The sequence below is a fragment of the Arthrobacter sp. TmtSoilC51 genome (assembly GCF_055388015.1).
The window spans coordinates 584,966-610,575 of the sequence record NZ_AP035877.1; the positions used below are offsets into that span (position 1 = coordinate 584,966).

At 63.8% G+C, this 25,610-nt stretch carries 22 protein-coding genes; 15 read left to right on the plus strand and 7 right to left on the minus strand.

Translation table 11 applies throughout. The features are described 5' to 3' along the window. Positions 1 to 178 precede the first annotated feature (178 nt). Positions 179 to 1,219 carry an NAD(P)-dependent alcohol dehydrogenase gene (locus ACZ5G6_RS02860; RefSeq protein WP_498689257.1) on the plus strand — a complete coding sequence of 347 codons (1,041 nt, stop codon included), beginning with the start codon at positions 179 to 181 and terminating at the stop codon, positions 1,217 to 1,219. A gap of 441 nt (positions 1,220 to 1,660) precedes the next feature. Here the strand turns inward: ACZ5G6_RS02860 and ACZ5G6_RS02865 are convergent, their stop codons facing one another. Further along, positions 1,661 to 2,926 carry an ROK family protein gene (locus ACZ5G6_RS02865; protein WP_498689259.1) on the minus strand — a complete coding sequence of 422 codons (1,266 nt, stop codon included), beginning with the start codon at positions 2,924 to 2,926 and terminating at the stop codon, positions 1,661 to 1,663. 103 nt (positions 2,927 to 3,029) lie between these two features. Between ACZ5G6_RS02865 and ACZ5G6_RS02870 the strand changes: the two genes are divergently transcribed. The 13 genes from ACZ5G6_RS02870 (at position 3,030) to ACZ5G6_RS02930 (ending at position 17,856) form a co-directional block, all read left to right on the plus strand. After that, complete coding sequence (locus ACZ5G6_RS02870) at positions 3,030 to 4,082, plus strand: Gfo/Idh/MocA family protein (protein WP_498689262.1); 1,053 nt, start codon at positions 3,030 to 3,032, stop codon at positions 4,080 to 4,082. Continuing rightward, positions 4,079 to 4,867, plus strand: coding sequence for a hypothetical protein (locus ACZ5G6_RS02875; protein ID WP_498689263.1), 789 nt, complete (start codon positions 4,079 to 4,081; stop codon positions 4,865 to 4,867). Before ACZ5G6_RS02870 ends, ACZ5G6_RS02875 begins: the two co-directional genes overlap by 4 nt. Positions 4,868 to 4,958: 91 nt before the next feature. After that, positions 4,959 to 5,975, plus strand: coding sequence for a VOC family protein (locus ACZ5G6_RS02880; RefSeq protein ID WP_498689265.1), 1,017 nt, complete (start codon positions 4,959 to 4,961; stop codon positions 5,973 to 5,975). Between the two features lie 134 nt (positions 5,976 to 6,109). Beyond that, positions 6,110 to 7,123 carry a fumarylacetoacetate hydrolase family protein gene (locus tag ACZ5G6_RS02885; protein ID WP_498689266.1) on the plus strand — a complete coding sequence of 338 codons (1,014 nt, stop codon included), beginning with the start codon at positions 6,110 to 6,112 and terminating at the stop codon, positions 7,121 to 7,123. Between the two features lie 11 nt (positions 7,124 to 7,134). After that, the gene (locus ACZ5G6_RS02890; RefSeq protein WP_498689268.1) at positions 7,135 to 8,127 is read left to right on the plus strand and encodes a cyclase family protein; all 993 of its coding nucleotides are present in this window, start codon (positions 7,135 to 7,137) and stop codon (positions 8,125 to 8,127) included. Positions 8,128 to 8,155: 28 nt separating this feature from the next. Then, the gene (locus tag ACZ5G6_RS02895) at positions 8,156 to 9,292 is read left to right on the plus strand and encodes an FAD-dependent monooxygenase (protein WP_498689269.1); all 1,137 of its coding nucleotides are present in this window, start codon (positions 8,156 to 8,158) and stop codon (positions 9,290 to 9,292) included. Then, on the plus strand, positions 9,289 to 10,293 hold the full coding sequence (locus ACZ5G6_RS02900) for an amidohydrolase family protein (protein WP_498689270.1): 1,005 nt from the start codon (positions 9,289 to 9,291) through the stop codon (positions 10,291 to 10,293). Before ACZ5G6_RS02895 ends, ACZ5G6_RS02900 begins: the two co-directional genes overlap by 4 nt. Then, positions 10,290 to 11,255: a fumarylacetoacetate hydrolase family protein gene (locus ACZ5G6_RS02905; RefSeq protein ID WP_498689272.1), complete on the plus strand. Its 966-nt coding sequence runs from the start codon at positions 10,290 to 10,292 to the stop codon at positions 11,253 to 11,255. The genes ACZ5G6_RS02900 and ACZ5G6_RS02905 overlap by 4 nt, the downstream gene beginning before the upstream one ends. A gap of 149 nt (positions 11,256 to 11,404) precedes the next feature. Next, positions 11,405 to 12,901, plus strand: a complete 1,497-nt coding sequence (locus tag ACZ5G6_RS02910) for an MDR family MFS transporter (protein WP_498689274.1) — start codon at positions 11,405 to 11,407, stop codon at positions 12,899 to 12,901. 20 nt (positions 12,902 to 12,921) lie between these two features. Further along, entirely contained in the window at positions 12,922 to 14,550 is a 1,629-nt protein-coding gene (locus tag ACZ5G6_RS02915) for a GMC oxidoreductase (RefSeq protein WP_498689275.1), read from the plus strand. A 190-nt stretch (positions 14,551 to 14,740) separates the two neighbouring features. After that, the gene (locus tag ACZ5G6_RS02920; protein ID WP_498691731.1) at positions 14,741 to 15,115 is read left to right on the plus strand and encodes a MarR family transcriptional regulator; all 375 of its coding nucleotides are present in this window, start codon (positions 14,741 to 14,743) and stop codon (positions 15,113 to 15,115) included. Then, complete coding sequence (locus tag ACZ5G6_RS02925; RefSeq protein WP_223935658.1) at positions 15,112 to 16,374, plus strand: MFS transporter; 1,263 nt, start codon at positions 15,112 to 15,114, stop codon at positions 16,372 to 16,374. Before ACZ5G6_RS02920 ends, ACZ5G6_RS02925 begins: the two co-directional genes overlap by 4 nt. Positions 16,375 to 16,578: 204 nt before the next feature. Then, entirely contained in the window at positions 16,579 to 17,856 is a 1,278-nt protein-coding gene (locus ACZ5G6_RS02930; protein WP_498689279.1) for a flavin-containing monooxygenase, read from the plus strand. Positions 17,857 to 17,996: 140 nt separating this feature from the next. Here ACZ5G6_RS02930 and ACZ5G6_RS02935 read toward each other — a convergent pair whose 3' ends face one another. From ACZ5G6_RS02935 to ACZ5G6_RS02950, 4 genes are read right to left on the minus strand one after another with little or no spacing between them, the layout of a single operon-like run. Beyond that, positions 17,997 to 19,415, minus strand: a complete 1,419-nt coding sequence (locus tag ACZ5G6_RS02935; RefSeq protein WP_498689281.1) for an aspartate ammonia-lyase — start codon at positions 19,413 to 19,415, stop codon at positions 17,997 to 17,999. A gap of 38 nt (positions 19,416 to 19,453) precedes the next feature. Beyond that, a complete protein-coding gene (locus ACZ5G6_RS02940; protein WP_498689282.1) occupies positions 19,454 to 20,611 on the minus strand; it encodes a M20 family metallopeptidase in 1,158 nt (385 codons plus the stop codon). Beyond that, positions 20,601 to 21,272 (minus strand): DUF1028 domain-containing protein, encoded by a 672-nt coding sequence (locus tag ACZ5G6_RS02945; protein ID WP_223935662.1) that lies wholly within the window; start codon positions 21,270 to 21,272, stop codon positions 20,601 to 20,603. Before ACZ5G6_RS02945 ends, ACZ5G6_RS02940 begins: the two co-directional genes overlap by 11 nt. Further along, on the minus strand, positions 21,269 to 21,691 hold the full coding sequence (locus ACZ5G6_RS02950; RefSeq protein ID WP_498689284.1) for a RidA family protein: 423 nt from the start codon (positions 21,689 to 21,691) through the stop codon (positions 21,269 to 21,271). Before ACZ5G6_RS02950 ends, ACZ5G6_RS02945 begins: the two co-directional genes overlap by 4 nt. Positions 21,692 to 21,824: 133 nt before the next feature. Between ACZ5G6_RS02950 and ACZ5G6_RS02955 the strand changes: the two genes are divergently transcribed. Continuing rightward, entirely contained in the window at positions 21,825 to 22,733 is a 909-nt protein-coding gene (locus ACZ5G6_RS02955) for a LysR family transcriptional regulator (RefSeq protein WP_223935664.1), read from the plus strand. Positions 22,734 to 22,809: 76 nt separating this feature from the next. Here ACZ5G6_RS02955 and ACZ5G6_RS02960 read toward each other — a convergent pair whose 3' ends face one another. Together ACZ5G6_RS02960 and ACZ5G6_RS02965 are read right to left on the minus strand one after the other, a co-directional pair. Continuing rightward, positions 22,810 to 23,433 carry a TetR/AcrR family transcriptional regulator gene (locus tag ACZ5G6_RS02960; protein WP_223935665.1) on the minus strand — a complete coding sequence of 208 codons (624 nt, stop codon included), beginning with the start codon at positions 23,431 to 23,433 and terminating at the stop codon, positions 22,810 to 22,812. Positions 23,434 to 23,540: 107 nt separating this feature from the next. Then, positions 23,541 to 25,517, minus strand: a complete 1,977-nt coding sequence (locus ACZ5G6_RS02965; RefSeq protein WP_498689286.1) for a primary-amine oxidase — start codon at positions 25,515 to 25,517, stop codon at positions 23,541 to 23,543. Between the last annotated feature and the right edge of the window lie 93 nt (positions 25,518 to 25,610).

The following is a 25,610-nucleotide window of genomic DNA, read 5'->3' on the forward strand; positions in this document are numbered from 1 at the left end:
AGAAACAAAGGAGAAACCATGTCCCGCAACATCAAGCCCGTCGCCCCCGCCGAATACGACGCCCGTTATCGCGGACTTCATCACCATGCTTAGACAGGATGGAACGTGGAGGGCCATCGCCTAGGTCTACCAGCACTACGACAACTGACAGACACCCGCAAGCCACCCCAGGAACACCATGCATACCATCCCGGCTCTCGCCGCACTAGACGCCGAGTCACCCCTTGAGTCAACCATCCTCCAACGGCGCGGGCTCGGCCCGCATGACCTGCTTATCGAGATCAGGTACTCGGGTATCTGCCACTCCGACATCCACGCCGTCCGCGGCGACTGGGGCATCAAACGGTACCCCCTCACGCCTGGCCACGAGATTGCCGGCGTTGTGGCTGCTGTGGGCGATGGGGTGACCACACGTACAGTGGGCGACCGGGTTGGCGTCGGCTGTCTCGTCGACTCGTGCCGTGAATGCGCCGCATGCCTCGCCGGCCAGGAGCAGCACTGCAGCCGCGGCGTGGGCACCTACGGGTCCGTGGACCGTGACGGCACTATCACCCAGGGCGGCTACTCGACCCATATTGTGGTCACCGAGGACTTCACGGTGGCCATTCCGGAGGCCCTCGGCCTTGCCGAGGCCGCGCCCCTGCTGTGCGCCGGCATCACGACGTACTCGCCCCTGCGCCGCTGGGGTGCCGGGCCGGGGAAAAAGGTCGCAGTCATCGGTCTCGGCGGTCTCGGCCATGTCGCGGTCCGGATCGCCCACGCTATGGGCGCTGAGATCACCGTTCTCTCGCAGTCGCTCAAGAAACGCGAGGATGGACTGCGCCTCGGGGCAGCCCACTTTTGCGCGACGAGCGATGAGCAAACCTTCGCGAACCTCGCTGGCACGTTCGACCTCGTCCTCAACACCGTCAGTGCCGCGATCAGCCTCGACGACTATCTCGGCCTACTCACCCCGCGTGGGGCGTTCGTGAGCGTCGGCGCGCCGGGCGAGCCCCTCGCCGTGGACGTCTTCAGTCTCCTGCGCGGCAGCAAGGTCCTCGCGGGCTCGGTCATCGGCGGGATCCGCGAGACCCAGGAGATGCTCGACTTCTGCGCCGAGCACGGCATCGGAGCCGAGGTCGAGGTTATCCCCGCCGAGTACGTAAACGAAGCCTACGAGCGTGTTCTCGCCTCCGACGTCCGATACCGCTTCGTCATCGACACGACGACGATCGGTTGAACAATAAGGGAGTGCTGAGCATGAGGGTGTTCGCCGGCGCCGGGCGAAGAATCGTGCGAGAACTGGCGGACCGGACCGCGGCGACGAGGTCGCGGGCATGCACCGCAGTCCGTAGCAGGCCGAGATAGTCAGCGCGCTGGCGCCACTCGGACTAGCAACGGCGATGACATCGTCCCGGCCTCCTACGGTTCCTCTCGCCTCTGGGATGGGAACACATCAACCTCACCGGCGACTACACCTGGCCCCCCACAACCACCTCAAACCCGGCAAATACAGGCCGCTACGTCGCCCGGCAAAACCTTAGCGTCGGATATTTCACTTTTTCACAAGCCGCCCCTTAATGGTTTGGGGCATCGTGGGACACTCCTTCGTGACTCGACTTATGATCCGAAGATACATGCTTAAGTCATAATCAGGAAGAAGTCTATGGCCTGGGGTTGCCTAACGCGACGCCAGGGTTTTGATCGGACCCGGCTTGCCCTGGGCAAACCAGCGCGGGAATGTGGCCTCAAAGAGCTGTTCGCGCGCCAGCTCCGCGCCGCCCCGCAGTGGTTCGCGTTCGTCGTTCACGGACAAGAGGATCCGCAGGTCCCTGGTGGCGAGTGGCAGGGACAGTTCGTAAACGCGTTGCCGCACTTCAGCGAGGTACACCTCGCCGGCGGACGCCATCGCCCCGCCGATCACAATGATCCCGGGGTTGAACATGTTGACCAGGGCGGCGATTGATTCACCCACAACCCGTGCCGAGCGCTGAAGCAAGCGCACTGCCAGCGCGTCGCCGCTGATGGCTGCGAGTGCGATGCCCTCGGGCGAGAGGGGTTGTCCTTTCTCAACAGATGTGGCAAGTGGACCCGTGGCGCCTTCCTTGATGGCAAGTTCCGCATCGCGGATCAATGCCCAGCCTCCGGCGACGGCTTCCAGGCAGCCGACCTTTCCGCATCGGCAGAGTGCGTCCGAGTCCGGAACACGGACATGCCCGATGTCGCCGGCCGCACCGTTGGCACCCCGGTGGATACGTCCCTGCGAGAGCAGCCCGGCACCGATCCCCGACCCGATCTTGCAATAGATGAGGTCGGCGTATGCGTCGCGCCTACGCGCCCGTTCACCCAAAGCCAGCAGGTTGACGTCGTTGTCCACCCAGACTGGAGCATCAAAGCGTTCCTCGAAGGGGGTGCGGATGTCCGAACCATTCCAGCCCGGCATGATGGGCGGCGCCACCGGCTGCCCGCTCTCGAAGTCGACGGGGCCGGGAACGCCCACAACTACAGACCAGACAGGCAGTTCCGCGGCATTTCCAAGGAGGTCATCCAGGAGCTCCATCGCGGCCTTCAACGTCTCCGCCGGTCCGCGCGCAATGTCCCACTCGCGGTGTCTCTGGTCGATGATGTCTCCGTCCAGCTCCGCGTAGCCCACCCTGATGTGCAGGGCGCCGAGGGCGCACACGACGATTCGTCCTTGCTCCGAGCGGAAGCGCAGGGTCCTCGGTGCGCGGCCTCCCGACGAAGCGCCGAATTCACCGTCACCAAGGAACCCCATCTGGATCGCTTGGTCCACTCGTTGCGTCACTACGCCCCGGCCCAGGCCAGTAACGCGGCCAATTTCGGGACGGGTTGTTGCTTCTCCCGTGCGCACGAGGTTGACGATGCGGAGCAAGCTCGTGACTTCGTCTGTCTGCGCACCGAACCGAAGTGTCGAATCTGTGGTCATAACTCCAAATTGTCCCACAAGAAGGTCACTAAGGTGCGGAATTTGGTGCACTATAGCCAGAACCGAATGAACTTAGGAATAATGCTGACAAAAGGAGTCCGTCATGACGTGGAATGTGGGTTTCCTGGGGGCCGGGCCTGGCGTCGCTGCGCTTCATCTTCCAACGTTGGGCCGTTTGGACAAGAAATTCCGGGTGGCGCACGTTGCGGATGGCGGCAGCGGCAGGGCACGAACACTGGCAGAACCACTGCGTTCCAGCTGGTCAGCCGGGGACGCGGAGTTGCTCTCCGACCCGGACGTCGACGTTGTGGCTATCTGCAGTCCACCGGCGGAACATGAACGCCAGCTCTTCGCTGCGGTTGATGCAGGCAAGAAGGCCATCTTCTGCGAAAAGCCTTTGGCCACCACCAAGGAGGCAGCAGCCGATGTTGTGGCTGCCTGCCGCGCCGCCGGCACCGTCCTGATGGTTGGAACCAATCACGCCTACGATCCCGGGTGGCTGCGGGCCCGTCACCTGCTTGAGGCGGAGCAGGAAGCGCCCGAGTCCATTGCAGTCACGCTGGCCCTGCCGCCTAACGGCCGCTACCATCAGCTGGTCTCGGAGAATGGTTCCTTCCCGGCCCCGGCCCGGGGCCGGCCCGACACTGGAGATCCTGGAATTGCCGCCCACATCGTGAAGCAGCTGCTGACCGGTCTTGCCATTCACGACCTTCCCGCAGTCCGGCATTTCGCCCCGGACGTCGAGGAAGTCCAGTACGCCCGGTTCGTTCCGCCCATCGGATACGCGGTGGGGTACAAAGCCAGCGGCGTCAACGTCCAATTGGCCCTGACCATGCTTCCCGCGGGCCCGGATGTCCTCTGGCGGATGACGTTTTCTTCGCCGAAGCAGCGGTTGGATCTTGAGTACCCGCCTCCTTTCGTCCATGCAGGCAGCGGATGTGTCACTGTGGTGCGCGTAGATGGGTCCAGGACGGAGTATCCGTCCGTGAACCAGGATGGCTACGAGGCGGAGTGGCTGCACTTCGCGCAGCTCCTTGAAGGCGCCATCGCTGTCGACTACGACCAGATCCTGGCAGACGCCCTGTACCCGTTGGAGCTGGCCGATGCTGTCTTCGCCACTATGACCACGACTATGCCCGCCGGAGGTTTGCAGTGAGTGCGGCTCGATCCGTTGTTGCCACGGCTGTGAACTACCGGGCCGCCGTCGCCGGGCTTCGCGAAAGTGCACGTCACAGTGATCTCGTTCCCGGTGCGGTAGTGGTTATTCCGGGCGAAGGTCCGTGGTGGACATCGCTGTTGGAGGCGCAGGCAGCGGGGGCTGCGGCTGTCGTCGTCTCCAATCCGGGGCGCGTTCCTCCCGAAGCAAGGGCTGCGTTATCGGGTGACGGTGTCACTCTTCCCGTGGTCGTAGAGCGGCCGCACGCGCGGGCGGACGTCCTTGCCGATGCCCTCGACGCGCGGGCCGGAAATGCTCCGACGATGGTGACAGTCGAGTGCGCAGCGCCCGCTCCGGACCTGGAGGCATCCTTGCGTGACGGGCTGCGGTGGGCCGCAGTCCTGGCAGGAGGCCCGCTCAGCTGCCGCAATGGCCGAGATGGAATGTTCCTGCTTGAGGCCCAGAGTCAGTCCGGCGCCATTCCCGTGACCTTGGGCGTACGGCTGATGACGGAGACTTCGCGGTGCCCGCTGCTGCGCCTAATGGCCTTGGGGGAGGTCCGCTCGGAATTTGAGTTTGGCAGCGGTGGAGCAGGTGTTCGCCTGGAGACGGCTACCTCCAACGGAACAATCCGGGCTCCACTGAGGTACGAAACATCGGCCCGCCGGGCGCTCCGCAGTGCTTTGGATTCGTGCCGTTCGGGCGAGCGGCCCGCCGATTTGGAACACCTCCTCAAGGACCAGGGCCTCGTCGCGGAGCTCCTCGAGCCGCATAAGCAACGCTGATCTTCGGCATAGGCAATATCCCCTTCCCTGATGCGCTGAGGGGCCAGAGACTTGATGTGGGCAGATTTACAGACCATTGAAAGGATCGAAGATGATCAAGCTTCTCTCCCACCTCTCCTACGTAGCAATCACCACTCCCGACGTCGAGGCCTCCGTTGATTTTTACGTCAACCAGGTGGGGCTCAAAGTTGTGGACCGCGTTGACGGCGCCGTCTACCTCCGGTGCTGGGGCGACTACTACCGCTACAGCGTGGTTGTTGTTCCGGGCGAAGAACCGGCACTGGAAACCATGGCATGGCGGACGTCGAGTGCCGAGGCGCTGGACGAAGCGGTGCGACGCATCGAAGCGGCAGGGGTCAACGGCGAATGGACCGATGTCCATGGCATTGGCCGTGGCTACCGCTTCGTGGGGCCGTGGGGCCACAGCATGACGCTGCACTGGGACGTTACGCGGTACCAGGGCGAGGGCCAGGATCTTTCCATCTACCCGGACCGCCCGGCACGCCGCAGCAAGGTGGCAGGCGCACCCCGCCAGCTGGACCACGTGACCATCGCAACCAGCGACGTGGACGGCTTTGCCAAGTGGTACAACGATGTTCTTGGCTTCCGCATCATGGCCCGGACGGTCCTGGATGAGGCTCCCATTTCGGTGTTCTCTGTGCTGACCACCAACGAGAAGTCCCACGACCTCGGCGTGGTCCTGGACGGCTCCACCCGTGCGGGCCGCATCAACCACTATGCCTTCTGGGTGGATACCCGCGAAGAACTCCTGATCGCCGCGGACACCCTGATGGAAAACGGCATTCCGATCGAATATGGACCCTCCATCCACGGCATCGGCGAGCAGAACTTCCTCTACTACCGGGAGCCGTCCACCCTGCGCATCGAACTCAACACCGGCGGCTACCGGAACTATGTCCCCGACTGGGAGCCGAACACGTGGACCCCGTCACTTGGTTCCAACAACATGTACCGGAACGGTGCCATGCCAATGTCCATGACGGAGTCCTTCCCTCCAGCGGACGGCCCCAGTGCCACGGAAGAGGGCGTTCCGGACGAGATCAAGGAAGCCCTGTTCAACCCCTACGCCCGCCAGGGCCAGGGCTAGGACCCCGGCGGTTATCACCGGCATGGGCATCCATGCCGGTGATAACCGCTATAACCACAAACTGATTTACTTATGTCGAATTCCGACATTAAATGAAAGTGGACCGAGGATGGTCCACGAGGGGAGTTACGTTCATGACGACGACGTCAGGCCAGTTGGAAGCACCGTTTGCACTCGCGCGTTACCGGGCCGGGGACGAGGTGCGGCTTGGGCTCATTGCCGGCGACCGGATCCGGCCGCTGGGTCCGCAGGAACTGGGTGCCCCCGGTCTCAACGACTTCCTGGCCGCGCCTGACTGGGACCGTCTGGAGGAGCTTGCCCAAGGCGGGGGTCCGTGGGTTTCGTTGGAGAGCGTTGTTCTCACGGCTCCTGTGGAACCCAGGCAAGTGCTGCAAACGGGTGCCAACTACAGGACGCACGTGATCGACCTCGTCGTCGCCGGCCTGGACAAGGACGACCCCCGCACACCGGAGCAGGCCCGCGAATGGGCCGGCAAGATGATGGACGACCGCCAGGCAAACGGTGAGCCCTACTTCTTCATCGGCCTTCCTGCCTGTGTGGTTGGTGACGACGTGCCGCTGGTTCTCCCAAGCTACAGCGAGAAGCACGACTGGGAGTTGGAACTGGCTGTGGTCATTGGAAAAGAGGCCTTCAGGGTTAGCCGGGAAGAGGCGACGCAGCACGTTGCCGGGTACACGGTGGTCAATGACATCACCACACGGGACCTGGTTTTCCGACGTGACATGAAGGAAATCGGCACGGACTGGTACCGCAGCAAGAACGCACCGGGGTTCCTGCCTACAGGCCCATTCCTTGTACCGGCGCGCTTTGTGGATCCGGCCAAGCTGAAGGTACGGCTCGAACTCAATGGTGATGTCATGCAGGACGCCACTACTGATGACCTCCTCTTCGACATTCCCGCTTTGGTTTCGGCTGCTTCGCAGAACATGCCGCTCCTGCCGGGGGACCTCCTGCTGACCGGCAGTCCGGCGGGCAACGGTGCCCACTGGGGAAGGCTGCTCCGGGCTGGCGATGTGATGACAGGCAGTATCCAGGGGCTTGGAACGCAGGTAGTGCGCTGCGTCGCCGAGCCAGTCGCCGACCAAGCCTCCGATGCAGTTGTCGGCCAAGCCTCCAGGCAAGCGTAGGGGGCCGGGCAATGAACCTTGACAATCCCGACCTGCTGGACCGCACCGACCCCGAAGGGGAGATCTCCCGCCGTGGCAAGGCGTACCGGAACTGGGGCCGGTGGGGTGAAGACGACGTCCTGGGAACCCTGAACTTCATTGACGCGGCCAAGCGGAAGCAGGCGGCTGCGCTGGTTCGGGAGGGCGAAGTCATCTCCCTTTCGCAACCTTTCGACATGAACGGCCCCCAGAAAGGCTGGCGCCGACGGACGAACCCCGTCCACACGATGCTGGACACCGGGACCGATGCCGAGCGGGGCACCCAAGGCTTTCCCCACGGGCTCGGTGGGGCTGATGACGTTATCTCCATGCCGCTTCAGTGCTCCACCCAATGGGACGGACTCGGCCACATCTTCGATCACGGTGCAGCGTGGAATGGGCGAAGAGCCGGAGACGTCGTGACGAGCGACGGCGACCTAGTGACAGGCATCGAGCACGCTGCCGCAGCTCCCGTGTCCCGCGGGGTCCTGCTGGATCTCGGACGTCACCTGCACCCGGAAACAGGCGAGCTCCCGGACGGCTATGCCATCACCGCCGCAGACCTGGAGTCTTGCATCAAAGCGCAGGGCGACAGCAGTGCTGTGGGCAAGGGCGACATCGTGCTCGTGAGGACCGGGCAGCTGACGCGTGCGCGGCGCGACGGCTGGGGCGATTACGCGGGAGGCCCGGCGCCCGGACTTTCCTTGACGACCGCGGGCTGGTTGCACAACAGCGAAATCGCCGCCATCGCCACCGACACCTGGGGTTTCGAAGTCCGACCGAACGAGTTCGATGTCCCGGCTTTCCAGCCTCTCCATCAGGTGGTCATTCCCAATATGGGACTCACGGTTGGAGAACTGTGGGACCTTGACCAGCTGGCGGAGAAGTGCAGCGAACGTGGCCGCTACGAGTTCCTGCTGGTCGCGGCTCCGCTGCCGATCACGGGTGCCGTTGGCTCGCCCATCAATCCCATCGCGATGCTCTAACCAACCCGACAACAACCAAGGGGTAATCATGACTGCAGTCCAGAAGGTAGCGATCGCCGGCAGCGGTGTTGCTGCCATGGCGGCCGCCATCCAGCTCGCCAAGGCGGGGGTCGCCGTCGACGTTTTTGAAGCAAAGCCGGAACTGAGCGCCCTGGGCTCGGGCATCACGCTGCAGGGCAATGCCCTGCGCGTCTTCGACGCCTTGGGCGTTTGGGACGACGTGCGTGAAAAAGGCATGGCATTCGAAGGCCTGACGCTGCGCGCGCCTGGCCCGGATGCGCCGGTCATTGCGCAGCTTCCGGAGGTCAAAACGGGTGGTCCAGACTACCCCGCCTGCATGGGGATGTACCGCCCGGACCTCGCCAAGATCCTGTTGGACCACGCCGAAAAGGCCGGAGCGAAGGTGAGCTTCGGGTCAAAGGTGACCGGCTTTGACGTTAAGGATGACCAGAAGGTGGACGTCTTCGTCAACGAGGCGGCCGCGGGAACTTACGATCTCCTGATCGGCGCCGACGGCGTGAATTCCTCCGTGCGGAGCCTGATGGGCATCGACACTGCACCCGAGACCACCGGCATGGGCATTTGGCGGGCTTTCGTCTCCCGCCCCAAAGAAGTGGAACACAGCGAGCTGTATTACGGCGGCCCGGTCTATATTGCCGGATACACGCCCACAGGGGAAGACACCATGTACGCGTTCTTGGTGGAGAAGGCCCAGGATCGCTTTGGTGTCCCGGACGAGGAAGCAATCAACATCATGCGCGGGGAGTCGATGGCCTACGGCGGTCCGTGGGCTTCCATCCGCGAAGACCTGGGCTCGGGGGCGAGGGTCAACTACACCTGGTTCACGCAGCACCTGGTGCCTGGCCGCTGGAACCGGGGTCCGGTGGTGATCATCGGCGACGCCGCGCACAGTTGCCCCCCGACCATCGCGCAGGGTGCCGCGCAGGCCCTCGAAGACGCCGTGGTGTTGGCTGAACTGTTGGTTGGCTCCGATGCCCTTGGCGACAAGCTCTGGGATAGTTTCCACGAGCGGCGGGTTCCGCGCGTGCAGGCCGTGGTGGAAGCATCCGTCCAGCTGGGTCAGTGGCAGATTGAAGGTAAGAAGGACGCCGACGCTCCCGGATTGCTCTTCGGCATCGCGCAGAAGATGGCGGTCCCCGCATGACCATCGATGTCCACGCCCACGTGCTCCTGCCGTCCCTCCAAACGGAAGTGGAGCGGCGTGCGCCTGAGGCCTTCAAAGCTGCGGCGGACCTGGAAGCCCGCCGCAACGGACCCGAAAGCCTCGCTGCATCCGGACGCATGATTGGTGAACGGTTCCCCCGGCTGACAGATGTGAAGGCCCGACTGGCTGCTATGGACGCGCAGGGCGTGGACCACCAGTGGGTCAGTGCATCGCCCAACCATTTCTACCCTTGGGCCGAAGAAGGCCTCGCTGTCTGGACGGCGACGGAAGCCAACCGCCTCGTGGCGGAGCACGTTGCCCAAGCGCCGCACCGACTGACAGGCCTGGGGCTGGTGCCCCTGCAGCATCCGGAGCGGATTGTGGAATGCGTTGATGACGCCGTCCTCGGCCGCGGCCTTGCCGGCATCGAAATTTCCTCGTTTGCCAGGGACGTTGAGTTGTCCGATGAGCGCTTGGAACCGTTCTGGTCGCGGGTGGAGGAGCTGGGTGTCGTGGTCTTCCTGCACCCGTTCGGCTGCAGCCTGGACGAGCGCCTGGACAGGTACTACTTGTCCAACACGGTGGGCCAGCCAGCCGAAAACGCGGTCGCACTTTCGCACCTGATCTTTTCGGGAGTACTGGATCGCCACCCCGGCCTGAAAATCGTGGCCGCCCACGGCGGTGGATACCTTCCCACGGCTATCGGCCGCTCCAACCATGCGTGGCGGGTCCGCCCGGAAGCCCACGGCTGCGCTGATGAACCATCAAGCTACCTGCGTCGCATCTGGTTCGACACCGTGGTCCACGATCCTTCGGCGTTGCGCCACCTCGTGGAAGTTGTGGGACCTTCGCAGGTCCTCATGGGTAGCGACTTCCCGTTCGACATGGGGCCCGAAGATCCTGTTGCCGAAGTCCGCGCCGCCGGCCTGCCCGATGACGTGACAGATGGGATCCTTTCCGGCAACGCACAGGCCCTCCTCACAGAGCGGGTGCGGGCGTGAAGATCGCACGCTGGCAGGACGGCGCCGAAATTGGAGAGGGCTTCATCATTGGGGACATGGCAGTACCGTTCCCGAACGGCCTGAGGGTCGCCGAGGTTCTGGCCCGTGGATTGGCCGGCGCCCGTGAACTGTTGGGCCGGGCAAACCACGACGCCGGACGGCCGCTTGCCACTGTCCAGCTGCTTGCGCCTCTTGTCCCGGCGGCGATCAGGGATTTCGTTGCCTTCGAAGAGCACGTCGAAGGAGTCAGCGCTTCCGTTGACGGCAAGTCCGAGGTGGTTCCCGAGTGGTACGAAGCGCCGACCTTCTACTTCACTAATCCGCACACAGTCTTGGGCCCTGGTGAACCTGTCCTTCCTCCGGTGACGCAGCGCCTGGATTTTGAGTTGGAGATCGCCGCCGTGATTGGTGGCCCTGGTGGTGCCAACCTTGCCGGCGATGAGGCTGCTCAGGCAATTTTTGGCTACACGATCATGAACGACTGGTCCGCCCGCGATATCCAGTCGCGGGAAATGAAGGTCCGCCTTGGCCCCGCGAAGGGAAAGGACTTTGGCACCAGCCTGGGGCCGTGGATCGTCACTGCCGACGAGCTTGAACCGTACGCGGACGCTGACGGATTCCTGGAGCTGCGGGCTGAGGTTTTCGTCAACGGTGAGCGGGTGGGGGAGGACTTGGTCTCCAACATGGGGTGGACCTTTCCCGAGCTCGTTTCCTACGCCTCGAGGAACTCGCGGGTGGTTTTTGGCGATGTCCTGGGATCCGGAACCGTGGGTAACGGGGGATGCCTGGGCGAATTGTGGGGCAGGAGAGGCGAACTCAGCCCTCCACCGCTTAGCGCAGGGGACGAAGTACGCATGGTGGTTGAAGGGATTGGTGAGCTGACAGGCACGGTGGGTGCCGCCGTCGAGGGCCCTTCCGTACAACGGGCCCGCAGCCGAAGCCGCGCTCGCGTCCGCGTCTAAAAGAAACAATCTTTTGTTGCTTTTAGACTAAAGTAGAGACTAAAATGAAAGTGGCGTCGGGATCCCCGGAGGGATCCGTTCTCAGCGGTGACGATGCTGCTGAGGCACAACCCGTCGCGTCGACAGCCCGATCGTTCGGGCAGAACACCATGCCACTTACTAAATTGAGGCGGCGATTCCTCGTCGCCTCCCTGCTGACCGTGTCCTTTTTAGGGGCACTCGACCACACCGTAGTCTCCACCTCGCTCGCCACCATCGCCGGCGAGCTCGGAGCGCTGGCACTCATGAGCTGGGTGGTTGTGGGATACACCCTTGCCAGCACAGTTCTGCTGCCCGTCCTGGGCAAACTTGGGGACGTGCTGGGCCCTCGGCGGGTCTTCCTTGTTTCCTTGGTGGTGTTCCTGCTTGCATCCCTTGCTTGTGGTTTCGCCCAGGACATGACCTGGCTCATTGCGTGCCGCGTTGTGCAGGGAATGAGTTCTGCCGGACTGCAGCTCATGTCGCAGACAATCGTTGCCAAGGTGACCACACCACGGGAACGTCCGCGTTACCTGGCGACCATCGGGGCGGCCTTTCCGATTGCGATCCTGGTGGGGCCTGTCCTCGGCGGAGCGATCACCGACCTCTGGGGCTGGTCCTGGGTCTTTTGGATCAATATTCCCGTTGGCGTTGTTGCCTTGGCCCTGGCATTTGTCGCAGTTCCCCGGCTTGAGCGGGGCCGGGTTCCGGGTCACTACGACCTTGCCGGAGCTTGTGCTTTCACTCTGGGCCTCGTGTTCCTGGTCCTGGGTGTCACGTGGACTGCGGAACGAAGCACGGGTGTGCAGGCAGTGGCCGCGCTGGTCGTCGGCGCCGTGGCTTTGATGTCCTTCTTCATCATCGAGCGCCGCGCCCCCGAGCCAATCGTCCCGCTGCGGTTCTTCGCCAACAGGACCATAGCCGCCGGTACCGCGCTCTCGGCGATTATCGGCGTCGGGTTCTTCTCCATCACCGCTTACCTGCCCACCTACTTCCAAATGGCATATCAGATCAGCGTCACAGTGTCCGGCCTGGTGCCCATTGCAACTGTCCTGGGCATGCTGGTGAGCAATCTGGTGACCGGTTGGCTCGCCAGCCGCACTGGTCGCTATCGGATCTTTCCCATTATTGGTACGTGCTTGGGGGCGGCTGGGCTGTTCGTGATGGCCTGGCTGCCGATCGGACTTCCGCTGTGGGTGCCCATGATCGTCATGGGCCTTGTGGGCATGGGGACGGGATCCTTCATGAGCCTGATCGTCGCCGTCGTTCAAAGCGCCGCACCCGCCAGCCAGACCGGGAGCATCACTGCAACGGTCAATTTGGTGAGGCAGGTTGGCTCTACCGTTGCCACGGCCATCATCGGCGGAACGATTGGTTCGGGCGTGGCGGCGTTGTTGCCCGCAGGCATGGATGCCGCCAGCCTCACACCCCGCGCGGTGCACGAAGCCTCGCCTGCCATGCAAGAGGCCGTTGCAGGGATCTACGGGGCCGTGTTTTCCCCGATTTTCATTGCGCTCGCCGTTACGTATGCCGTTGGCATCGTCGCCGCCGTCCTGCTCCCGCAAGGGCGCTTGACGGACGAACCAGAAACCAGCCGTTCAGAAGTCTCCGAGTCCCTTTCGGCCTGACCTTTCACCAAGGAGAAACAATGTCCAAGAATCCGATCATCGCCATTGTTGGCAGCGGACCAATCGGCTCAGCGTACGCCCGGCTGCTGGTGGAAGGCACACCTGACGTCCGGGTGATCATGTTCGAAGCCGGACCGCAATTGACTGACCGGCCCGGCGAAAGCGTTCGCAACATCGCCGATGCCGACCAGAAGGCCCGGGCACGTGAGATGTCGCAGGGGCCGCAGTCCGGCGCTTATCGGGAGTCGCTGGGTATTCCGGCCGGCACCGTAACCGAAGGCATGTTCACTGCGCGCCAAGGTACGCACCTCCTGGATTTCGGCGGCGCTGGATCGGCCCACGCAGAGACCTTTCCCGCAGCTGCAGCGGCGACGAACGTCGGTGGCCAGGGGGCGCACTGGACGTGCGCAACGCCGTCGCCGGCTTTCAGTGAGAAGGTGCCGTTCATCGCCGACGACGAGTGGGAGAGCCTCCTCTCCTCGGCGAAGGATCTGCTCCACGTGCAAAGCGCCGCGTTCGCCGACTCGGGAGTCGGGGCGGCGATCCGTTCCCTGCTTGAGGAAGAATTCGCGGGCGAATTGCCCGAGGGATATGGAGTGGGCACGCTTCCGGTAGCTGGCGATCCCCAGCCGGACGGTTCCATGCGATGGGCGGGTGCGGACGTAGTCCTCGGACCGCTCATCGATTCCGAGTCCCCGCTGTCCGAGCGCTTTGAACTCCGTGATCTGGCCTTGGTGCGCAGGGTGGAAACTGAAGGAAGCCGGGCCATGGGCGTCACGGTGGAAGATCTTCGTACAGGAGAGACCACTTTTGTTCCCGCCGACGTCGTGGTGGTTGCAGCGGATGCCTTCCGCTCGCCGCAACTGCTGTGGGCCTCCGGCGTTCGGCCTGCCGCTCTGGGCCACTACCTCACGGAACATCCGGTGGTCATCTCCACTGTTGCCCTTGACCCCGGGAAGATGGCACGGTTTGCGAGCGAATCGGACCTGGAGGCCGAACTTGCCAGACGCGCCCAGAACCCCGCCGATCCCGTGGCTGCGGTCAATCGAATTCCCTTCTCCGAACCGCAGCATCCCTTCTCCGTCCAGGTCATGTACTCCGAGACAACACCGTTCCCTATGGCCCCAGAGGCTCCTTTCGCGCGGAACCGCTGGGGCTACGTCAACATGGGCTACGGCCTGCGCAAGCATCCGCGCTTTGAGGACGGTGTCACTTTTGACGACAACGAGCTGGACTACCGGGGATTCCCGAACATGACCATCAGCTACGCCCTCACCGAGAGGGAGGAAGCCGAAATCGAGGATGCCACAGCACGGCTGCGCCGGGCGGGCAATGCCCTGGGCGTCTTCGTGGCCGAGCCCCGGCTCATGCCCAATGGCTCCAGCCTGCACTACCAGGGCACCATGCGGATGGGCGCATCCGACGACGGCACGTCCGTTGCGGATCCATGGTCGCGTGTGTGGGGCTACAGGAATTTGGTGGTGGGTGGCAATGCCTTGATTCCCACTGCAACGGCGATGAACCCCACGTTGATGAGTGTGGCGATTGCCGTGCGCGGCGCACGGAAGCTGGTGGAAGAGTTGGCCTCCGCAGGATCGTCGGTTAAGGAATCGGCGGTCACGGAAGAGGTAGTCCAGGCGGGAGCGTGAGCGTGGCATCGGCCTGATCACATTCCGTGGACAGCCTGCTGGAGGAGGAGCATAATAGTTAGCGGAGCTAATTAGCACTGCTAACTATTATGCCAACCTCAGGAGGCGCCTCCCAGTGACCGCAGCTATTAACGACGGACCGGCGGAGATTCAAGCAGACATCCTTGCGATCGATCTTCGGACCGCAGTGATGCGAACGTCCCGCAGGCTCCGGGTCGAAGCGACAGGCGACGTCATAACCCCCGGGCAGTACACGGTTCTTGCCCACCTGAACTCCGGTTCACAGACACTCCGGGAATTGGCCGAGTTGGAGCACGTCCAGGCACCGTCGATGACCCGGATCGTGAACGCCTTGTCCGGCCAAGGTTTCGTGTCACGGCAGGCCAACCCGGAAGATGGCCGCCAGGTCCACATCAGCATCACTCCCGAAGGCCAGGAAGTCCTGGCCGAGGCCCGTAGCCAGCGGACTGCCTGGCTGGCCCAGCGCGTAGCAGGACTCAGCGAGGAGGATCGGCTGACGCTCAGCCGCGCCGCCCACATCATGCAGGAGATGAGCGCCAAGTGAGCGCCATGTTCCGTGCCCTGGAGAATCCCAATTACCGGCTTTGGGCTGGCGGTGCCTTGGTGTCCAACATCGGAACCTGGATGCAGAGGGTGGCACAGGACTGGCTGGTCCTGACTGTCCTGACCGATCACTCCGGAACGGCAGTGGGCATCACCACGGCGCTTCAGTTCCTTCCCATGCTGCTGTTGGGCCCCTACGCGGGCGTGCTTGCCGATCGCTACCGCAAGCGCGTGATCCTGCTCTGGACCCAGACCGCCATGGGAATCTGTGGGCTGATCGTCGGACTGCTGGTCGTCACCGGCGTGGCTCAATTGTGGCATGTCTACCTAGCCGCCCTCGCGCTCGGACTTGCGGCAGCCATCGACGGACCGGCCCGGCAGGCGTTTGTCTCCGAACTGGTGGGACCGGACAAAATCTCCAATGCCGTGGCCCTCAATTCCGCTTCTTTCAACACGGCCCGGCTCACCGGCCCGGCCATTGCCGGCGTGCTCATTGCGTGGATCGGAACAGGTCCGGTGTTCCTCCTGAACGCTGCGAGCTTTGCCGCGGTGATCATTTCCCTCTTCCGGGTGAAGATCTCCCAGCTTGAGCCAGCGACGCCTGTGGTTCGCGGCAAGCACCAGGTGGCCGAGGGTCTGCGCTATGTGCGCCAGCGCCCGGACCTGGTCCTGATCCTTGTCATGGTGGGGATGCTGGGAGCCTTCGGCATGAACTTCCCGGTCACCAACTCGCTGATGTCCACCGCCGAATTTGGCATGGGACCTGAAGAATTCGGCCTTCTTGGCTCCATCATGGCCGTGGGTACCCTCGCCGGTGCCCTGCTTGCGGCCCGACGCTCGGGTCCACGGCTGCGCTTCATGCTCGGGGGTGCGCTTTGCCTCGGTGTCTTCACCCTCCTGGCCAGCATCTCGCCAACTTTCTGGATCTACGCGGCCGTCCTCGTCCCGGTGGGACTTGCTTCCATCACGTTCCTCAACAGCTGCAACACCACCATCCAACTGTCGGTCGAGCCCCAATTCCGGGGCCGCGTCCTTGCCCTGTACCTGGCCATCCTGCAAGGCGGTACGGCCGTTGGGGCTCCCCTCATGGGCTGGATCGGCACAGAGTTCGGTGCCCGATGGGCCGTGGCTGTTGGTGGCGCAGCAGTCCTTGTCACCGGCGTTGCTGCAGTGATCCTGGTCAGCCGGCGTAGCCAGCGCACCATCCGCGAGCAGGTGCGCCGAGCATGGCTCAGGAGGCGCGCGACGCAAACGTCCTGAGACCCGCTAAACGCAAGCGGGCGATGACATCACAATTTTCGATGTGGTTACGCGGTTTTATTCGCTATGCAGATGCACTTTGTGCACGTGAGAATGAATTAACCGTCACAGAAAAAGGGCCACAGCGTCCGTCATTCCAGCCGATGCTCCCAACGAAGGGAGCCATCTATTCGCGCTGTGACCTTTCGCCAAATAGGAGATCACATGTCAAGCCAAGAGGTTGAGGTCCTCGTCGTAGGCGCAGGCCAGGCCGGGGTAGCGATGAGCGAGCACCTGAGCGAGCGGGGTATTCCCCACATCGTGCTGGAACGCCATCGCATCGCAGAGCGGTGGCGTTCCATGCGGTGGGATTCCCTGGTTGCGAATGGGCCGGCCTGGCACGACCGCTTCCCGGGCCTGGAATTCACCGACATCGAACCCGGTTCGTTTCCCTCCAAAGAGCAGGCAGCGGACTACTTCGTGGCCTACGCCGAGAAGATTGGCGCCCCCATCCGCTGCGGTGTGGAAGTGACATCCGTGCGCAGGAACGTCGGCGCACCGGGCTTCCAGGTGAAGACGTCCGACGGAGAGTTCAACGCCCGCTACGTCGTTGCCGCCACGGGGCCGTTCCAGCGGCCGGTGATCCCCGCCGTCGTTCCTGAAGCCGCCGGCGTGATGCAGCTGCACTCCAGCTCGTACCGCAACCCTGGCCAACTGCCCGAAGGGGCCGTGCTGGTGGTCGGGGCTGGGTCCTCGGGTGTCCAGATCGCCGCGGAAATCCAGCGCTCGGGCCGGCAGGTGTTCCTCTCGGTGGGGCCGCATGACCGGCCCCCGCGGAACTACCGTGGCCGGGACTTCTGCTGGTGGTTGGGAGTCCTCGGCAAGTGGGACGCTTCCACTCCGGCAGCGGGCGCAGAACATGTGACCATCGCCGTCAGCGGGGCAGACGGTGGCCACACCGTTGACTTCCGCGCGCTCGCCGAGAACGGGATCAAGCTCGTGGGACGGACCACGGCGTTCGACAACGGAACAATGCGTTTCGCGGATGACCTCCGCACCAACATCGCGAACGGTGATGCCCACTACCTGGAGTTGCTCGACGAAGCTGATGCGTACGTTGAACGCAATGGCCTGGACCTGCCGGAGGAACCCGAAGCCCGCTTCCTCCGGCCGGACCCGGAAAGCCTGACCAACCCCATCCGCGAGCTCGACCTCGCCCGCGCCGGAGTCACGTCGATCGTGTGGGCCACAGGTTTCGCAGTGGACTACAGCTGGCTGCAAGTGGACGCCTTCGATGAGAAGGGCAAGCCGCTGCAGCAACGCGGTGTATCCACAGAGCCAGGCGTGTACTTCCTGGGTTTGCCGTGGCAGTCACGCCGAGGATCCAGCTTCATCTGGGGTGTCTGGCACGACGCCAAATACGTTGCCGACCAGATCACCATCCAGCGGGGCTACCTGGTCCACAACGAGCAGGATGCGCTGGTGGCGAGCGGAGCCGTCTAACTCCCCACGCCAAAGGGACCATGCCACAGCGGCATGGTCCCTTTTGCTGTACCTGACGTGCGGCCAGGGTTTCCGCACCAAAAAGGCCCGACGTCGGCTCATGGGTGAGTTCCGACGTCGGGCCTTGCGGGGGTGGTGGCTCAGCCGAGCCCTGCCAGCGACCTGGCCGAAAGAGCTGCCTCCATCCTCACCGGATCAAGCAGGCCGCGCTCGATCACGAGTTCCGCGATGCCCCGACGGGAGGCGAGGGCTTCCTTGGCGAGATCTGCCGCAGCCGCGTAGCCAATCAAAGGTGCCAGGCCGGTGACCACGCTGATCGATTCGATCATGCGTTGCTCCAGCACCTGCGTGTTGGCCGTGATACCGTCCACGCAGTGCGTCCGGAGCTGACGGCAGGCCACCGTGAGCCAAGCGATCGACTCCAGCAATGCGTCAGCAATGACCGGCTCGAAGGCATTGAGCTGGAGCTGGCCGGCCTCCACGGCCATGGTCACCGTCGCATCGGCGCCGACAACCCGGAAGGCAACCTGGTTGACCATCTCGGGGATTACCGGGTTCACCTTGCCGGGCATGATGGATGACCCCGCCTGGACTGCGGGCAGGCGGATTTCCCCGAAGCCTGTTTGCGGACCGGAGGACAGCAATCGAAGATCGTTGCAGATCTTGGAGAGCTTTACCGCTGCCCTCTTCAAGACGCCGGAGACGAGCATGAAGACGCCCGTATCGCTCGTGGCCTCCACGAGGTTGGTGGCGGAGGTTAGCTGCAGGCCCGTGATGGAACTCAGCTCGCGGATGACGGCGTCACGGTATCCCGGTGGAGCGGTGATACCGGTGCCGATGGCCGTGGCTCCAAGGTTGGATTCCCGCAGGTGGGGCAACAGTTCCAAGAGCCGTTGGCCGTCTTCGCGGAGCGTTTCGGCAAAGGCGCCGAACTCCTGGCCCATGGACATGGGGACGGCATCCTGGAGTTGGGTGCGGCCTACCTTGATGATGCCAGCGAACTCGGCAGCTTTGGCATCGAATGCTCCGATGAGCCTGCCGTGCTCGGCGCAGAACTCAGAGATCTCCCGCTGCAGGGCGATCTTGATGGCCGTCGGATAGACGTCGTTGGTTGACTGGCTGCGGTTCACATCGTCAATGGGGTGCAGTGCGGCGTAATAGCCCTTGGGGAGTCCCATGATTTCAAGGGCGCGGTTCGCAATGACCTCGTTGGCGTTCATGTTGGTGCTGGTCCCGGCTCCACCTTGGATGGTGTCCACCACGAACTGCTCGTCGAGGAGCCCCTCCATGACTTCCAGGGAAGCCTTTTGGATGGCCTCGGATTTGGCCGGATCAAGCAATCCGAGGCTCTCATTTGCGCGGGCTGCAGAATATTTGACGGTACCCAGGCCCCATATCAGGGAACGCAGGGTACCAATGGTCCGTCCGCTGACGGGGAAGTTGTCCACCGCTCGCAGTGTGCTGATGCCCCAGTACGAAGCCTCGGGGACGTCTGCGTCCCCGAGGCTGTCATGCTCTCGCCGTGCTCCCGGGAGGGGAGAGGATAGTTGATCTGTCATGGTCCTGTTCCTGAAAACGCTGTCAGTGGATTCCCGGGCTACGCTGCCAGGTAATCCAGCGCCGTAAGCGCCAAGGCGGCTGCGCCGTCGTGAATTGCAAGGTTGGCTGCGCCGCCGACGCAATGTGCGGCGAACTCGGGTTGGTGGTTGGCCGCAGGGAAGCAACCGAGCCCTATATAGGGATGGATGGCCGGAACCACTTGGGACACATTGCCCATGTCAGTGGACGCCCGGTTCATGGTGGCTTGCTCCGGTGGCGCATTGAAATCGCGGCCGAGGGCTTCCGCATGCCTGACATACAGCTCCAGCGCCCGCAGGTCCGTCCGGAACTCCGAATAGGGCTCCGATTCCGGGGTCACCGACAGCTCGCAACCGGACGCCAAGGCGCCGGCTTGGAAGCACCGGTGGACGCGCTCCTCCAGCGTGCCCAGCTGGGCCAGTGTTTCGGCCCGGACGTACCAGCGCCCCTCGGTCCTTTCGGGGATGGCATTGGGCGCTTCACCACCCCGGGTCTGGATCCCGTGGACCCGGGTACCGGCCGGCAGTTGTTGACGGAGGAGGCCCAACGCCACCTGGGCAACAATGAAGGCGTCGTTGGCATTGACTCCCTGATCGGGATAGGCAGCAGCATGAGCCGACTTGCCGCGGTACTCCACGTGGTTGTGAGCCACTGCGTAGGGGCGGGCTTCGGCGGAATCGACGGGGCTGGGATGCGCCATCATGGCCAGGTCCAGGCCGTGGAAGGCACCCTTCTTGAGCAGCTCGATCTTCCCGCCACCTCCTTCTTCCGCCGGGGTTCCGTAGAGTTCCACGGTCAGGTCACGCTCGGCCGCGAACTCTGCCAGGGCTACTGCGGCACCACACGAGATAGCTGTGATGATGTTGTGGCCGCACGCGTGGCCGAGACCAGGAAGGGCATCGTACTCGGCCATGAGCCCGATGCGGCGGGAACCTGTTCCGAAGACCGCACGGATCGCAGTGGGGAAGCCCAGATACCCTCTTTCCACGTCAAAGCCATGCACGGCGAGATAGTCGGCGGTCCAAGCCGCGGCACGGTGTTCCTGCCAGCCGAGCTCGGGGTTGGCGTGGAGCGTCTCCGAGAGCCGGGTCAAGTCTTGGTGCTGGGCATTGACGGCGTCCAGTACCCGGTGGTGCTGGACGTTGGGAGGGGTGGTGGTTGCCGGTTCAGCGCTCATCGCCAGCCACTCCATAACCGACCGAAGCGGCGGGGTCCAAGCCCCGGACCACGTAGTCATGCCGCTGCGGAAGCCACACCCCCAGGAGATGCTCCAGTTCGCTAATCGGGTCCTCATGCCAGTCCACACGCAGGTCCGTGTCCCGCCAACCGTGTCCGGACACCACCGAGATACCGGCTGACCGCACGGGTCCAGCCTCGCCGCCGGCTGCCTCGGCGGCTCCAAGGGCAGCCATGAGGCGCACTTCCAGCTCCCCGGAGGCCGCTTCAAACGCGTCGCACAGGGCCTGGGCAACACCCGGATGCGCCAGCATATTGCCGGCAGCCACGCTGTTCGCACCTCGGCCTTCGCCAAACACGCCAAGGGTATGGGCGCCGCTGAAGACTGCCGATCCGCCCTTGCCGTCCAGGACCACCAGCTGCCGGTAGTCCACCGATGGTGACTCCTGCACGACGGCGTCGATCGCCTCCTGCGCGGAATAGCCGGCTTGCAGGCGGTCGAGCAGCGCTGTTCCCAGCCGGGGATCGGTGATGTTCTGTGAGCTGACGGCGCCGATCCCGTCGCGCAGGTGCGCGCACCGCGCGGCCACGGCGGGGGAGGACGAGGAGACCGCTATGCCGAACCTGCCGTGGCCGTCCGTGGCGGCAATGCTGAACGTCACTGCTGTCCCTCCGTGGAGAGCACTGCCGTGGCGTCAATTTCCACGAGCCATTCCGGGCGGGCCAGGGCCTGGACAACAATGCCGGTGGATACGGGGAACACTCCCTTGAGCCAGCGGCCCATGGTGCGGTAGACGGTTTCGCGGTAGCGGGGATCGATAAGGTAGACCGTCACCTTGACGATGTCTTCAAGGCTGCTGCCGGCCTCTTTGAGCAACATGTCGATGTTGGCCATGGCCTTCTCCGTCTGGGCTTCGACGTCGCCGATTCCCACCGATTCCCGCGTCTGAAGGTCCTGCCCGATCTGGCCGCGGAGGTAGACCACCCCGTTGGCCACAACTGCCTGGCAGAGATCGTTATCCAGGTTCTGCTCGGGATAGGTCTCTTTGGTATTGAACGTGCGGATACGCTGGTGCTTCATGTCGCAGCTTGCCTTTCAGTGCTGTAAGCCGGGTGCTCGTATCCTTCAGCTTCCTGTGGCGCACTAAATCTGTCCAACAGTTCTTTTAGAACGATTGCATCGCCTTTTCTGATGCACAGTGTATTCTCGTGGCATGGATGTGACCCTGACGCAGTTGCGCTATTTCGTGGAAGCCGCAGCCCAGTTGTCCATGACGGGGGCAGCCGTGCGCCTGAACGTGGCCCAGTCGGCGGTATCGGCCGCGATTGCCCAGCTGGAGCGACATGTCGGAACGCAGTTCTTTATCCGGCAGCGTTCCAAAGGCCTCGTACTGACGCCGGCCGGTGAGCTGTTCGTCAGGGATGCCCAAGCCATCCTGGCGCAGGTGGAGGAAAGCATTGATCACGCACGTGGTGAACACCAGAGCGTTGCCGGGCGAATCCGGATCGCCTGCTTCAGTACCCTGGCGCCCTTCCTGCTTCCCGGGGTCTTGACCAAGCTGAGGGAAGACCATCCGAACCTCGAAACAGAGGTCATCGAGACCGACACGTCGGGCTGTATCAGTGCCCTGCTCAGCGGGCAGGCTGATCTTGCCCTGTGCTATGACCTCGACCTGCCGGAGGCAATCGCCAGCTCTGTGGTGGACACCGTCCGCCCCTACGTGGCGCTCCCGCCGGATCACAGGCTGGCGGGGTCCAAGAGCATCTCGTTGTCCGCGCTGCGCGGTGAGTCCTTTGTGCTCCTGGACCTCCCGCACACCCGGGACCTCATGCTGTCCATCGCACGCCTCGGCGGCCAGGAACCGGACATCAGGTTCCGTTCGGCCAGCTATGAAACCGTCCGCACTTTCGTCGCCCGCGGCCTCGGCTATTCCATCCTGCATCAGCGGCCGCAGCACCAGTTGACGTACGACGGCGGCCGGCTTGCCGCCGTCGAAATCCGCGATGAAGTGCCGGAATTGAAGACAGTTTTGGCGCACCTGAAGTCCCAGCGCCCCACGGCGAGGGTGCGGGCGGTAGCGCAGGCAGTCAGGCATCAAATCGTGGCCGCCCGCTCGGCCTGAAGCTAGGAGGCCCAGCCTATTCATCTGTTGAACAGATGCAATTGGCGTTAAAAATCTATTCGACAGAAGCCTGGGCTCAGGATCTGAGCCCGGGCTGCACCTGTTTGCGGGCGGCCAGCCTCGCCAGCGCACGCTCTACCAGATGCCGCTGCCGGGAACCCGTCATGGCATCTGGATCCAGCATTGACGTGACGTGCAACCCCATCATGATGTTCAGCAGCTCATCGGCAACCGCATCCGGGTCGACCAAAGGTTCGCATTCGCCGTCGTGCTCTGCCTGGGCGAGGAAGCCCATCACCAGGCCACGCCAGTGCAACAAGGCCTCCCGACCGACGGCGCGCAGCGCGTCCTCCGTCTGGGCGCGCTGCCAGAAGGAAACCGCCACGCGGGCTTCCACCACAGTGAGCGGATCCGCGGGAATGATCTCCAAGCAAAGGCTGCGCAGCGCTGAAAGGCCCCGACGGCCCGCCGTGCCAGCGGCGATGCGTTCGTTGGTTCGGTCGCAGATCAACTCGTAGGAGGCCAGCAGCAACGCGTCCTTGTTGGGGAAGTAGTGGGCCAGCACGCCCGGCGCCGCATAGCCGCACTCACGGGCGATGTCCCGCATGCTGGCGTTCTCGATGCCCTGGTCCGCGATCAACCGCCACGTGGTCTCGATGATGGAACGGCGTCGTTCCTCGTGATCAACCAAGCGGGGCATGGTGCTCCTTCGTTCGCGGGGTCCATGGCTGGGACCGTGAGCACACTACCACCGCGGGAGCGCGGTTGCGCGTCCCGCGGCGGTGAGTGGGTGTTGTGTGGCCAGCTTCAGTGCGCGCAGTGGCCGGGCTCGGCCTGCCCGACGGCGGTGCTGCAGTGGCCCGCCGCCGATGACGGCACGTTGAGCGTGGGGTTCTCGTCGAAGAAACCGTGCGGCTTCAAGGTGAAGCCGGTGGTGTCGACCGGCATGATGGGCCAGTCCTCCGGACGAGGAAAGTGGGTCAACCCGAACGAGTGCCACACCACGAGATCCTGGCCATCGAGGTCGCGGTCCTGTGCCACATAGGCCGGAAGCCCGGCGCCACCCGGGTGCTGGTTGACGAAGTCGCCCGCTGCGTACAGCTCCTCGTCGGCGTGCCGGGTGACCCAGAGGTGGTGCCGTGCGAACGCTGCCCGCGAGGCGATTGATGAATCATCCGCCATGGCCAGGGTGGGGTTTCCTTCCGGGTAGAGCGTGTAGCCCACGGGGTGGCCAAGCTGGTTCAGCGAGTCCGGGTTGCTGATGTGCCACACGCGTCCCTTGGCTCCATCGGCGTCACGGACCGCCTCCGATTCGCGGGCCAACAACGTGCGCTTCTGCGTGAAGGCGTTGCCGTGCGGGTTACCGGGTCCCTTCGGGAGGCGCGCGAGGTCCAGTTCCTCAACGCGGTTCGTGGCGCCGTCGATCATCATGTCGAGCCGGGCGCTGAAGAGGTGCTGGTGGTACGGCGCGCCAAGGCCGGGAGCGATCTCCGAGGCATAGGCGTAGGTCTTATCGGGCAAAGCGGCCGTGAACACAATGCCAGTGGCCTTCGCCTCGAACTCGATGGTGCCGTCCAGGTAGAGGTACCAGTAGAAGCCGTAGTCGTAGTTGCCCACGGTGGTGAAGAAGGAGACCACCAAGCGGCGGTTGCGGCGAACCTCGTTGGAGCCCGCCCACTCATCCGTGTGCTTCCACAGGATTCCGGCGTCTTCCTCGTGGATGCAGATGCCGTTCTCGATGGTTCTGGGATTGCCGAAGTCATCGGCCACCACGGGGGACATGTAGGTGATGTCCCCCAGGCAGTCGCACCCAAGCTTGAGTGAGTTGGCGTCCCGGCCCACCAGGTATTCGCCGGAATCGAAGTAGTTCTGCCAGCTCCGGTACGGGGAAGGGTCGCCGTAGGGGACCACCATCTCGGAGATGGACGCCCGATGGACCACTGGGCGCCGGCGTCCCTTGTGCGAGTGGTGGAGCTGGTGGAGCACCAATCCTTCGCGGGCATCAAATCCCACGCGCAGGTCCCAACCTGCCCAGGACAGGAGGTTGCCTTCCAGGGTGAAGCTGGGGCCCTCGGGCTGGGTGATCTCGATCGGCTTCAGGTCCGTGCGGAGCTCGCCGTGAATGGTGGGGTCGGTGTAGTTGCCGTTGACTTCGGGGACGGGGACGGGGCCGTCGTCGATCACGTGGTTGACGCGATGGTTCTCAATATCCACGAAGGCTACCAGGCCGTCGATGGGGTGGGCCCATGGGTGGTCTGCGGCGTGGTCCTGGCGGAATCCGAGGCCGCGCAGCAGCCGTTTGCCTTCCTCGTTGCCGTACTCGAAGACGCCTGCCGACAGGGGAGCGACGCGGACCTGCGCGGGCGTCAGGCCACGGTCCGCAAGGGCTGCATTCCACTGCGGGTCTTTGGCGAGGATGTCCTCGATGATCCCGAATTCCTCCAAGAGGACGGGCAGTTGGCCGTCGTTTTCCGGATTGAGTTCCCGCTGGTCCAGGACCAGGCCGGCGGTCAGCGAAAGGCGCACGTCGAGGGAACGCGACAGTGCAGCGTCCCAGAGCATGGCACGGACCAAACGGGCGACATCTGCTGCGCCGTCCTGGAATACGGACTTCGGGGGTTCAATGAGGCCGAGGTAGGCGAACCGGGTGGTCTCTGCGACGAGCCCGGCTTCTGCCAGAATCCGTCGGGCCTCATGGATTTCCTGTGCCGAGAGCTGCTCAAGCGGATGGTGCCCCAGCGGAGCCTGCGTCTGTGCGGCCGAAGGGATGGTCTGAAGGGTCATGGCACTTCCTGAAGTCGAATTTTGATGGTACAACTGTTCAACCAACGCTTTGATGTTACCCACCTCACAAGCCCGGCGTAAAGTCCCGGACCC

Excerpts from the sequence above, each read along its gene's own strand:
- ACZ5G6_RS02900 (WP_498689270.1), top strand. The coding sequence starts at position 9,289 with ATGACCATCGATGTCCACGCCCACGTGCTCCTGCCGTCCCTCCAAACG.
- ACZ5G6_RS02880 (WP_498689265.1), top strand. The coding sequence starts at position 4,959 with ATGATCAAGCTTCTCTCCCACCTCTCCTACGTAGCAATCACCACTCCC.
- ACZ5G6_RS02960 (WP_223935665.1), bottom strand. The coding sequence starts at position 23,433 with ATGCCCCGCTTGGTTGATCACGAGGAACGACGCCGTTCCATCATCGAG.
- ACZ5G6_RS02965 (WP_498689286.1), bottom strand. The coding sequence starts at position 25,517 with ATGACCCTTCAGACCATCCCTTCGGCCGCACAGACGCAGGCTCCGCTG.
- ACZ5G6_RS02915 (WP_498689275.1), top strand. The coding sequence starts at position 12,922 with ATGTCCAAGAATCCGATCATCGCCATTGTTGGCAGCGGACCAATCGGC.
- ACZ5G6_RS02920 (WP_498691731.1), top strand. The coding sequence starts at position 14,741 with ATGCGAACGTCCCGCAGGCTCCGGGTCGAAGCGACAGGCGACGTCATA.
- ACZ5G6_RS02895 (WP_498689269.1), top strand. The coding sequence starts at position 8,156 with ATGACTGCAGTCCAGAAGGTAGCGATCGCCGGCAGCGGTGTTGCTGCC.
- ACZ5G6_RS02860 (WP_498689257.1), top strand. The coding sequence starts at position 179 with ATGCATACCATCCCGGCTCTCGCCGCACTAGACGCCGAGTCACCCCTT.
- ACZ5G6_RS02930 (WP_498689279.1), top strand. The coding sequence starts at position 16,579 with ATGTCAAGCCAAGAGGTTGAGGTCCTCGTCGTAGGCGCAGGCCAGGCC.
- ACZ5G6_RS02910 (WP_498689274.1), top strand. The coding sequence starts at position 11,405 with ATGCCACTTACTAAATTGAGGCGGCGATTCCTCGTCGCCTCCCTGCTG.
- ACZ5G6_RS02940 (WP_498689282.1), bottom strand. The coding sequence starts at position 20,611 with ATGAGCGCTGAACCGGCAACCACCACCCCTCCCAACGTCCAGCACCAC.
- ACZ5G6_RS02885 (WP_498689266.1), top strand. The coding sequence starts at position 6,110 with ATGACGACGACGTCAGGCCAGTTGGAAGCACCGTTTGCACTCGCGCGT.
- ACZ5G6_RS02955 (WP_223935664.1), top strand. The coding sequence starts at position 21,825 with ATGGATGTGACCCTGACGCAGTTGCGCTATTTCGTGGAAGCCGCAGCC.
- ACZ5G6_RS02870 (WP_498689262.1), top strand. The coding sequence starts at position 3,030 with ATGACGTGGAATGTGGGTTTCCTGGGGGCCGGGCCTGGCGTCGCTGCG.
- ACZ5G6_RS02890 (WP_498689268.1), top strand. The coding sequence starts at position 7,135 with ATGAACCTTGACAATCCCGACCTGCTGGACCGCACCGACCCCGAAGGG.
- ACZ5G6_RS02865 (WP_498689259.1), bottom strand. The coding sequence starts at position 2,926 with ATGACCACAGATTCGACACTTCGGTTCGGTGCGCAGACAGACGAAGTC.
- ACZ5G6_RS02950 (WP_498689284.1), bottom strand. The coding sequence starts at position 21,691 with ATGAAGCACCAGCGTATCCGCACGTTCAATACCAAAGAGACCTATCCC.
- ACZ5G6_RS02935 (WP_498689281.1), bottom strand. The coding sequence starts at position 19,415 with ATGACAGATCAACTATCCTCTCCCCTCCCGGGAGCACGGCGAGAGCAT.